The organism is Mesorhizobium sp. M7D.F.Ca.US.004.01.2.1 (assembly GCF_003997785.1).
Classification (GTDB): domain Bacteria; phylum Pseudomonadota; class Alphaproteobacteria; order Rhizobiales; family Rhizobiaceae; genus Mesorhizobium; species Mesorhizobium loti.
Map to the genome: position 1 here is coordinate 1 of NZ_RZRQ01000583.1, position 2,197 is coordinate 2,197.

Below are 2,197 nucleotides of genomic sequence, written 5' to 3' on the forward strand. Positions count from 1 at the left end.
CGTACGAAGTGAAGGCGATCTCGTGCGCCAGCATGGGAAATGCGCCTCGATCAGCTTGACGTCCTTGCCGTAGGCGGTCAGTCCGCCCGGAATGCCCGGCGCGTGTTTCGGGAAATCGCGGATCAGCCAATGGTCGAACGACATGATCGCGGCTTTGCCCTTGTAGCGCTTGAGCATCTTGCCGACGCTGGCCACCAGGCCTTCGTCACGACCGGGAATCCCTTTCAGCTCGACAACCATAGGCACGCGGCCGTCAATCAGGTCGAGCGCTTCCTGCAGCGTCGGCAGGTGGTCCGATGTGCCGCCGACCTTGAGCGCCGTAAGTTCCGCCGCGGTGCGTTGCCAGACGAAACCGTCCTGGCCGGTCAGCCTTTGCAAATCGTCATCATGAATGATCACGGGAACGCCATCCGACGACAGGTGCACGTCGCATTCGATCGCATAGCCGCGCTCGGCCGCCGCCGTGAAAGCGGAAAGCGTGTTTTCCCAGCGCGTCTTGTTCATGTCGTGAAAGCCGCGATGGGCGACGGGCCGGGCGGTCAGCCAGGATATGTCGGTCATGATCGTCCCCTGGCTCATTCGACTTCGAAGATGGCTTCGATTTCCACTGCGGCATTAAGCGGCAGGCAGGCCGTGCCGACAGCGGAACGGGCATGCTTGCCGCGCTCGCCAAGTGCCGCGACCAGGAAGTCTGAGGCGCCGTTGGCAACCAGATGCTGCTCGACAAACTCAGGTGTCGAGGCGACGAAAACGGTGATCTTCACCAGCCGGCGGATCTTCTCGAGGTCGCCGAGCGCTGCCTTGGCCTGCGCCAGGATGTTGATCGCGCAGTACTTTGCGGCGTCCTTGCCGCCTGCCGTGTCGACATCGCGGCCAAGCAGCCCGCTCGCCTGCAGCTTGCCGTCCTTGAGCGGCAATTGGCCGGCGGTGAACAGCAAATTGCCGGTCCTGCAATAGGGCACGTAGTTGGCGGCGGGCGCGGCGGCGACAGGAAGCGCCACGCCCAGATCGCTTAGCCGCTTTTCGATTGTTTCACTCATGGTATTTCCCTATTGCTTGGTGACGCCGCGCGGGCCGGGCCGAAATTGCTATTTTTGCCTCGCTTCCGCCACGACTTTTTTTAAGCTGGACCATCTTTCCCTGCGGCTTGCCATTAGCCGCGACGATCGGAGTACCTCATGCGCGCAACGCGCCTTGCATTCCATGCCGTCCTGTTGTCGGGGGTCTTCTCGATAGGCCCAGCCTTTGCCGTGCCGGCGCTGCAAGCCCACCGCGCCGTTTACGACCTTACCCTCAAGAAGGCGTCCGATCAGTCCGGCATCACAGGCATATCCGGCCGCATGGTCTATGAGTTCAACGGCTCGGCCTGCGAAGGCTATACGGTGAAATTCCGCTTCGTCACCCAGATCGTCACTGCCGACAACACTAGGCTGACGGATCAGCAGACGACCACTTTCGAGGACGCTGAAGGCAAGACGTTTTCATTCGTGACGAAATCCTTCGTCGACCAGAACCTCGACAAGGAGGTCAAGGGCGTCGCCACGAAAGAGACCAAGGGCCTGAAGGTCGATATCGACAAGCCTGAAAAGAACAGCGTCGAGCTGGCGAGCACCCAATTCCCGACCCAGCACCTAGTCGAACTGATCGGCAAGGCCGAAAAGGGCGAGAACTTCTACGAAACCAACCTGTTCGACGGTTCCGAAGACGCCAACAAGGTGATGACCACCACCGTCGTCGTCGGCAAGAAAACCAATTCCGACAAGGCCGACCCGGAGGCTCCGGCACTGGCGAAGCTCGCCACCGACAAATACTGGCCGGTCGACATCGCCTATTTCGACGACACCGACAAGACAGGCGAAGAGGTGCCGGAATACCGCATCAGCTTCAAGCTGCATGAGAACGGCATCACCCGCGATCTCGTCATGGACTATGGCGACTTCTCGATGACCGGCAAGCTGGTCAACCTGTCGCTGTTCGACCAGACGAAACCCTGCCCGGCAAAATAGGGCTTCATCCGGCCGGTTGATTAACCTCGGCACGGCGTGGCCGTGTCGAACGACTTGAACGTGCCGCAATCGTCTCTCAACCTCTATCCCAGCGTCCAGGCGCAAGGGGGAGCAGCTTGAGCAAGATCGATGTCTTCGTGGCGCCGCGGCCCAACCCGGCACTGATCAGAGCCATGACATCCGTCAACCGG

Annotated in this window: 2 protein-coding genes and 1 pseudogene; 1 reads left to right on the forward strand and 2 read right to left on the reverse strand. The window is 60.7% G+C overall.

What is annotated here, in order from left to right; genetic code table 11:
- A pseudogene (locus tag EN993_RS35020) lies at positions 1-561 on the reverse strand (glycerophosphodiester phosphodiesterase); the annotation flags it as partial.
- A 14-nt stretch (positions 562-575) separates the two neighbouring features.
- Entirely contained in the window at positions 576-1,040 is a 465-nt protein-coding gene (locus EN993_RS35025; RefSeq protein ID WP_109669061.1) for a RidA family protein, read from the reverse strand.
- Between the two features lie 138 nt (positions 1,041-1,178).
- Here EN993_RS35025 and EN993_RS35030 point away from each other — a divergent pair, with 138 nt between their 5' ends.
- Complete coding sequence (locus EN993_RS35030; protein WP_109669059.1) at positions 1,179-2,006, forward strand: cell envelope integrity EipB family protein; 828 nt, start codon at positions 1,179-1,181, stop codon at positions 2,004-2,006.
- Positions 2,007-2,197: the final 191 nt, after the last annotated feature.